The following is a 7,807-nucleotide window of genomic DNA, read 5'->3' on the forward strand; positions in this document are numbered from 1 at the left end:
TAAACGTCCCTCGCCGCTTCCCCTTTGCGGCGAGGGATTTTCTTATTTTCGGAAGATCCCAACCAGTTCGACATGGGTGGTCCAGCGGAACTGGCCGACCGGCTTGACGCTTTCCAGCCGATATCCCGCCGCGACCAGATGCGCCGCATCGCGCGCGAAGCTGGCGGGGTTGCAGGACACATAGGCGATCAGAGGCACGGTGGAGGCCGCAAGCTGCAACACCTGCTCCTTCGCACCGGCGCGCGGCGGGTCCAGCACGATGACGGCGAAGCGGTTCAGTTCCTCCGGCCTCAGCGGGCGACGGAACAGGTCGCGATGATCGGCGGCCAGTCGCCGCTGCGCCCGCGCCGCGCCCAGCTTCAGCGACAGGATCACGTCCCGCGCGCCTTCCGCCGCATAGACGGGCCGCTTGTCCCCGAGCGCCAGTGCAAAGGTGCCAAGCCCACAGAACAGGTCCGCAATCGCCCCGGTTTCCGGCAGGGCATCGCGCACCGCGCCGACCAGCGCCGCCTCGCCATCGGGCGTCGCCTGCAGGAAGGAGAAGGGCGGGAAGCCGACCGACGCGCCACCGAAGCTGACCGTCACCGCCTCCGGCTCCCACCGCGTCTGCGGTCCATCGCCTTCGTCGATGGTCAGCCGGGCCAGCCCCTGTTCGCGGGCAAAGTCGCCCAGCGCCTCATCGGCCGCCAGTCCCGAAACCTTCACCCCCTCCAGCAGCAGGTCGACGCCCTGGTCGGTCAGCGACATGCGGACATGGGCCGCGCGCTTGTCCGGCAGGATCTCGCCCAGCAGCCCCCGGAGCGGCGTCAGCAGCCCAAACAGCCGGGGATCGAGCACCGCGCACATCTGAAGGTCGATCAGCTTGTGGCTGCCCTCCTCGGCAAAGCCGATGGTGATGCGCCTGCCCGCCCGTGCCGCGCGCAACGACGCGCGCCGCCGCGTCATCGGCGGAGAGATATGGGGCGTCAGCACCGCGCCGGGCGTCACATTCTGCCCCGCCAGCGCGCCGGTGACGCGCGCCGTCACGAAGTCGGCATAGCTTTCCTCGTCCAGATGCTGGAGCTGGCACCCGCCGCAGGCCGGGAAATGCGCGCAGGGCGGCATCGCATGATGGACACCGAAATGGACAATTCCATCCACTCCGATCCGGTCGCCCGGCGCGGTCAGCGGAAAGTGGCGGCCATCGCCGGTAACGCCATCGCCCTTGGCGGCGACGCGGATGATGAGATTGTCTATTTCGCTGTCTGTCACAATCGCGCGGCGATAGCCGCTGGCAGCGTAGCAAGCAAATCATCCGCGACAAAAGCCGGACCGGACCGCTTCGCAGCCTCCCCATGCAGCCACACCGCCTCGCACGCCGCACGAAAGGGATCGCCCGTCACCGCCAGACGACCGGCGGCCAATCCTGCCAGTACATCGCCCGTCCCGGCGGTCGACAGCCAGGTCGATGCGCCACTCGCCACCGCTGCCCGGCCGTCCGGGGCGGCGATGACGCTGTCCGCCCCCTTATAGACGATGATCGCGCCCGATAGACGCGCCGCCGCCAGCGCCCGATCGATCTTGCTGCCGGGCAAGTCGCCGAACAGGCGTTGAAACTCCCCTTCATGCGGCGTCAGAATTGCGCCAGCCGGGATGCGGTTCATATTGTTGGCCAGCAGGACCAGCGCATCGGCATCGAGCACCAGCGGATGGCCCTCTGCAATCGCACCATCCAGCTTTGCCAGCGCCTGATCGTCGCGGCCCAGCCCCGGCCCGACCAGCAACGCCCTGATGCGGCCATCATCGAGATCGCCTCCCGCCTGCCGCACAATGGCATGGGGCGGAATGAGCGGCGCATCCTCACCATATAGCCGCACCATGCCCGCGCCCGAATGAGCGGCAGCGGCGGCGGCCAGCGCGGCGGCCCCCGGCATCGCGCCTTCGACCACAGCAACCAGACCACGACTATATTTATGCGCCTCGGCCCCCGGCACGCCGATCCTCGGCGGAGCCAGCCGATGGACGGAACCCGGCACATCTATGCCGATGTCCGCCAGTGCCAGCCGGGCGAAACGATCGGCGGCCGGATAGAGGAGATGCGCGGGCTTGAACGCGCCCAATGCGATGCAGATGCCGAAACGCGGAACATCCGACAGCAAGGCGCCATTGTCGGTATCGACGCCGCTCGGCAGATCGATCGCATGGGAGAATGTGGCCGCATCCACCAACGTCACCAGTCGCGACGCAACCGCTTCATCCAGCCCGCGCGTCAGCCCGGTCCCGAACAGGGCATCCACCAGCTGCGTCGCGGGCGGCGCGGCCATCATGTCTTCCACCGGCCCGGCCCAGAGCGCACGCGCGCGTTGCGCCGACGGCGTCCGACTTTCGCCCAGCGCCGCCACTCGGACGGCCACGCCCCGCTCCCGCAGGATGCGCGCGATCACGAAGCCGTCGCCGCCATTATTGCCCGGACCGCACAATATCAGCGTGTCGTGTCTATACCCCGCGCGCCAGATGATCTCCGCCGCCGCCGCGCCGGCCGTTTCCATCAATCCATATTCGTCGACGCCCGCGTCGAAGGCCGCCTGCTCCGCCGCCCGCATCTGCGCCGCGGTCAGGATCGGCGCGCCCGTCACCGATCCGTGCCGGCAATCTGGGCGGGTAGCCGATAGCGGTCATTGCCTGCCGCGACCTCGATCTGCTTTTCGCCGGTGATGCTGAGCTTGGCAGGCTCCGCGCCATCGGCCGCTTCCAGCCCATGCCCGTCAGCCAGCACGCGGAACCGGCGGAAGCCGCCGTCGGGATGGCGAATCGTCAATATGTCGCCCTTGCGCTCGACCAGGCAATCACGCTCCCATTGCTGCGTATCGCCGGTCATGCAGTCGGCCTTGCCGTCGTCGATTTGAGCGTCGGCGGCATCAACCGCGTTGCCCGGCGTCGATACGCCGTTCCCGCACCCGGCAAGCGCCAGCAGCAGCATCGATCCAAGAACGCGCCTCATGCCAGCCTGCTCCGGCATTCCAGCGCGATCGGGCCGACAATATCGGCAAAGCGCTTCTGCCCCGCTGCATCACCGACCAGATCCTGCCGCATCTCGATCCCCAGATAGGCTATGCCATTGGCCTCGGCATGGCGGTTCATCGTCGCGTTCAACAACTGGCCCGAATAGGGAAGCTGGTCCCCGACCTTCAGGCCCGCCGCTTCCAGTAACGGGATGGCGATCCGCGCGGCGCGGTCATCCTGATTATAGAGGATGCCGATATCCCATGGCCGTTTCTGCCCCGGATCGCTCGCCAGCCGGGGCGTGAAGCTGTGGACCGACAGGATGAAGGGCGCGGTCATGCCATCCAGCAACCGCGCCACCTGATGATGATAGGGATGGTGGAAACGGATCATCCGTTCGGCGAGGTCCGCGTCGCGATTGCCGGGAATGGCGTGGCCGTCACTCATGACCGGCAGCAGCCCCGGCGCATCATCCTCGCGATTGAGGTCGATCACCAGCCGCGACACGCCGCCCAGTATCGCCTTGCAGCCCAGTTGCCCCGCCAGCAGTTGGCTCACCTCCGCCACGCCGATGTCGACGGCGATATGCTCGTTGAGCAGCGCCGGATCGATGTCCAGATCGATATCGTCGGGGACATGGGCGGACGCATGATCCGCGATGACCAGCAGGTCGAGGTCGCCTCCGTCAATCTGGGTGAAAGCCTCGCTCATACGCTTCTGATCCGTGTTTCCATGACCCACCAGTCGGTATGTGCGGCGCGTATCGCGACGGCAGACTGTGCCATCGCTCCCCCGTCCTCGAACAGCGCGAAACAGGTCGCGCCGGACCCTGACATGCGCGCGAGCAGCAAACCGTCCGCGCCCTGCAACGCCGCCAGCACCTGCGCGATCACCGGCGCAGCCGCGATCGCCGGCTTTGCCAGATCGTTGCGCCCGTTCTTGATGAGCATGTCGAGGCTGCCAGCATCCAGCGCGCCACGGTCCTGCCGGTCCCATCCGGCAAAGACGCTGCCCGTCGAAACGCCGACGCCCGGATTGACCAGCAGCATCGGCAGGCCTTCCAGTCTCTCGACTTTATGCCGTGCGAGATGCTCGCCCCTGCCCTTCACCAACTGGGTGACACTCGCGACGCAGGCCGGCACGTCCGATCCCAGGTCGAGCGCAAGTCCGGCCAGTTCTTCCGGCTCGATCCGCACTTCCCATAGCCGCGCCAGCAAGCGCAGGGTCGCCGCTGCGTCCGCCGACCCGCCGCCGATCCCGGACGCGACCGGCAGATTTTTCGTCAACCGGATCGCCGCGCCGCGCTGCTCGCCGAGATAGGCCTGAAGCCCCCGCGCCGCCCGCATGACGAGATTGTCCGCCCCCGCATCCAGCGCCGCGCCGAATGGTCCGTCGATCAGCAGGTCGATGGCGCCGTCATTGGTCGCCTGCCCCTCCAGCCGGTCGCCATCCTCGGCGAAGACGAACAGGCTTTCCAGCGCATGATAGCCATCATCGCGCCGCGCCCGCACATGGAGTGCGACATTCACCTTGGCATAGGCGGTTTCGACGAGCGTTTTGGCGGCGGCCTCCATGTCAGGGCGCTGCATATTCGGGCTTCAATCCTTCCTTGCTCTTCGCCGCCAGCCGCGTCGCCACGTCGCCTTCGGCATAGACCGCCGCGGCGTTCCAGGCATAGCGCGCCTCATAGCGCCGTCCCGCCGTCCATAGCGCATCACCCAGATGCTCATTGATGGTCGGGTCATCCGGCGCACCTGCGGCCGCGCGCTCCAGCACCGGAACGGCCGCCCGAACATCGCCGGTCACGAACTGCGCCCAGCCGAGCGAGTCGGTGATGGACGCATCCTGCGGCTTGAGCGCGCTCGCCTTCTTGAGCAGCGCTAACGCCTCCTCGACATTCTGCCGCCGTTCGATCTGCGCATAGCCCAGATAGTTTAGAATGACCGGCTCGTTGGGCGCCAGCTTCGCCGCGCGTTCCAGGACGGCGCGCGCCTCATCCCAGCGCTTGCCCTGCTCCAGCGCGCTGCCCTCGAACAGCAGCAGCGTCCAGGGGACGGCGTCGGCGGGATAGCCAGCCTGCGCCGCCTTGAACGCCGCCGCCGCGCCGGTAAAATCCTTTGCATCGGCCAGCAGTCGGCCGAGACGGACCTGGCGTTCGGCATCCGCTCCCGGTTCCGCAGCCAGCGTCCGGGCGAGGGCGATCGCACCGTCGCGATCACCGGCTTCTGCCTGCGCATTGACCAATTCGGCCCTCGCCAGCCCGCCATACCAGGTCTTGACCGGGACTTTACCGGCCTCCTCGGCTCCGAAGGCGGGATAGCCGGCGGCGGTCAGCAGCCGCGCCGCGACGATATGGGCTTCGGCTCCCTGCGGATCGGCGAAGGTCGCGATCCGCGCCAGCCGCATGCCAAGCACCAACCCCGCATCATCGGAGGCTATGTCGGCCGCCAGCCGAGAAAGCAGTCGTGCAAAGCCCTGCGCGGGGCTCAACAGCACCTTGCGCCCTCCGCCTCCCTTGCCCCGCGCAATATCCGCGCGCGCCATCACGAAATTCGCATTGCCTTCCGGCAGAAGGGCAAGTGCTTCGGCCTTCGCTCCCTGTGCCGCAAGCTGCGCCGCGAAGCTGAGCCGCAGCGCAGCACCGTCACTGCTGCGAAGAGCTATCGCCCGCCGCAACGCCGGCACCGCCGTCGCTAGATCGTTATGCCCGATCGCTTGCAGCGCCACATGCTCGTCCAGATAGCGCTGGCCAAGCGTCGCGAACTGTTCCTTGCCGCCAACAACGGGAAGGGCGTATCCCCCTTCTCCCGCAGTGATCCAACTCCGCACGATCGGGGCAAGGAAAGCGAAATTACCCTCTTCCACCATGCGGTCGACCAGCAACCGGGCGCCGGCCCAATCCTTCCGCGCCAATGCGTTGCCGATGCGCAGCAATGTGCCGTCGCGCGGCAACATGCCCTGCGCATCCAGCAAAAGGGCCGATCGCATCGCCAGCGCCTGATCGCCGCTTTCCAGCGCCTGCGCATAGGAGCGACGCGCTATCTCCGCGCTGCCCGGATCGAGTGCCAGCGCGGTACGATAGTTCATAACCGCGCTCCCCAGGGCGCCGCTCCCGTCAGCCAGCCGCGCCCGCGCATAGGCGTGCAGGGCGCTGCCGGGATCGACCGACGCCCCGGCCGCTGCCGGAAACGCCAGCATCAGGATCGGGATCAGGCGCTTACATATTGGGATAATTTGGTCCTCCGCCGCCTTCGGGAACGACCCAGTTGATATTCTGGGTGGGATCCTTGATGTCGCACGTCTTGCAATGGACGCAATTCTGCGCGTTGATCTGGAACTTGGGATCGCCCTCTTCCTGACCGACCACTTCATAGACGCCCGCTGGACAGTAGCGCTGCGCCGGCTCGTCATAAAGGGGCAGATTGTAGCTGATCGGAACCGATGGGTCTTTCAGCTGGAGATGGACCGGCTGGTCCTCCTCATGATTGGTGTTGGAGAGGAACACCGACGACAGCCGATCGAAGCTGATCACATTGTCCGGCTTGGGATAGGCGATCTTGCTGGCGTGGTCCTTGGTCCACAGCTTCTCGCAATCGGGCTTGTGCTTCATCGTGAAGGGCAGGCCGATTTTCAGCGTGCGCATCCACATGTCGATGCCCGCCAGCAGCGTGCCGATCGTGTTGCCGAACTTGGCCAGCAGCGGCTCGGCATTCTTCACCAGTTGCAGCTCGTCAGCGATCCAGCTGGAGCGCAGGGTCGCGTCATAGTCGTCGAGCGCATCGCCAGAGCGGTCGGCCTGCACTGCGGCGAACGCTGCCTCGGCCGCCAGCATGCCCGACTTCATCGCGGTATGCGTGCCCTTGATCCGGGGCACGTTCACGAAGCCCGCCGAACAGCCGATCAGCGCGCCGCCGGGGAAGGCCAGTTTCGGGATCGACTGCCAGCCGCCCTCGTTGATCGCGCGTGCGCCATAGGAAACGCGGCGCCCGCCCTCGAGGAATTTGCGGATTTCCGGATGCTGCTTCCATCGCTGGAACTCCTCGAACGGATAGAGATGCGGATTGCGATAGCCCAGCCCCACGACGAAGCCCAGCGCCACCTGGCCATTGGCCTGGTGATAGAGGAAGCCCCCCCCGTAAGCATCGGTCAGCGGCCAGCCCTGCGAGTGAATGACCAGGCCCGGCTTGTGCTTGGCCGGATCGATGTCCCACAATTCCTTCATGCCCAGGCCATAAACCTGCGGCTCGCTGTCCGCGTCGAGCGCGAACTGGCGTTTCAATATCTTGGTCAGGTGGCCGCGCGCCCCTTCGGCGAAGAAGGTGTATTTGGCGTGCAGTTCGAGGCCCGGCTGATAGTCGGGCTTGCGATTGCCCTCGCGGTCGATGCCCATGTCGCCGGTGGCCACGCCCTTCACGCTGCCATCCTCATGGTAGAGGATCTCCGCCGCGGCAAAGCCGGGGAAGATCTCCACGCCCAGCCCCTCGGCCTGCTCGGCCAGCCAGCGGCAGAGGTTACCCAGCGATCCGGTATAGGCGCCCTTGTTGTGCATCCAGCCCGGCGTCAGGAGATGCGGCATCGCGATCTTGCCGGTCTTGGTCAGCATCCAGTGCTGATTGTCGGTGACGGGGGTTTCGGCCAGCGAACAGCCCATGTCGCGCCACTGCGGGATCAGCTCATCCAGCGCCTTGGGATCGATCACTGCGCCCGACAGGATATGGGCGCCGATCTCCGACCCCTTTTCCAGCACGCACACCGCCAGTTCCTGACCCGCATCATTGGCCAACTGCTTGCACCGGATCGCCGCCGACAGTCCCGCAGGCCCACC

7 protein-coding genes are annotated in these 7,807 nt (G+C 66.6%); all 7 read right to left on the reverse strand.

The genetic code is table 11. The annotated features are described in order from the left end of the window. Nucleotides 1-42: 42 nt before the first annotated feature. A complete protein-coding gene (locus DM806_RS20440) occupies nt 43-1,251 on the reverse strand; it encodes a class I SAM-dependent RNA methyltransferase (protein WP_179045005.1) in 1,209 nt (402 codons plus the stop codon). Then, the gene (locus tag DM806_RS20445) at nt 1,248-2,615 is read right to left on the reverse strand and encodes an NAD(P)H-hydrate dehydratase (protein ID WP_372859663.1); all 1,368 of its coding nucleotides are present in this window, start codon (nt 2,613-2,615) and stop codon (nt 1,248-1,250) included. The genes DM806_RS20440 and DM806_RS20445 overlap by 4 nt, the downstream gene beginning before the upstream one ends. After that, a complete protein-coding gene (locus DM806_RS20450) occupies nt 2,612-2,980 on the reverse strand; it encodes a hypothetical protein (protein WP_256869417.1) in 369 nt (122 codons plus the stop codon). The genes DM806_RS20445 and DM806_RS20450 overlap by 4 nt, the downstream gene beginning before the upstream one ends. After that, nucleotides 2,977-3,693 carry an N-formylglutamate amidohydrolase gene (locus DM806_RS20455; protein ID WP_179045007.1) on the reverse strand — a complete coding sequence of 239 codons (717 nt, stop codon included), beginning with the start codon at nt 3,691-3,693 and terminating at the stop codon, nt 2,977-2,979. Before DM806_RS20455 ends, DM806_RS20450 begins: the two co-directional genes overlap by 4 nt. Continuing rightward, the gene (locus tag DM806_RS20460; protein ID WP_179045008.1) at nt 3,690-4,571 is read right to left on the reverse strand and encodes a 4-(cytidine 5'-diphospho)-2-C-methyl-D-erythritol kinase; all 882 of its coding nucleotides are present in this window, start codon (nt 4,569-4,571) and stop codon (nt 3,690-3,692) included. Before DM806_RS20460 ends, DM806_RS20455 begins: the two co-directional genes overlap by 4 nt. Further along, nucleotides 4,558-6,180, reverse strand: coding sequence for a tetratricopeptide repeat protein (locus DM806_RS20465; protein ID WP_179045009.1), 1,623 nt, complete (start codon nt 6,178-6,180; stop codon nt 4,558-4,560). Before DM806_RS20465 ends, DM806_RS20460 begins: the two co-directional genes overlap by 14 nt. 19 nt (nt 6,181-6,199) lie before the next feature. Next, a partial coding sequence (locus tag DM806_RS20470) for an electron transfer flavoprotein-ubiquinone oxidoreductase (RefSeq protein WP_179044961.1) occupies nt 6,200-7,807 on the reverse strand: 1,608 nt, incomplete at its 5' end.

It is taken from the genome of Sphingobium lactosutens, from assembly GCF_013393185.1.
GTDB lineage: Bacteria > Pseudomonadota > Alphaproteobacteria > Sphingomonadales > Sphingomonadaceae > Sphingobium > Sphingobium lactosutens_A.

Coding starts and splice junctions, on each gene's coding strand:
- DM806_RS20450 (WP_256869417.1), bottom strand. CDS start 2,980: ATGAGGCGCGTTCTTGGATCGATGCTGCTGCTGGCGCTTGCCGGGTGC.
- DM806_RS20455 (WP_179045007.1), bottom strand. CDS start 3,693: ATGAGCGAGGCTTTCACCCAGATTGACGGAGGCGACCTCGACCTGCTG.
- DM806_RS20460 (WP_179045008.1), bottom strand. CDS start 4,571: ATGCAGCGCCCTGACATGGAGGCCGCCGCCAAAACGCTCGTCGAAACC.
- DM806_RS20465 (WP_179045009.1), bottom strand. CDS start 6,180: ATGCTGGCGTTTCCGGCAGCGGCCGGGGCGTCGGTCGATCCCGGCAGC.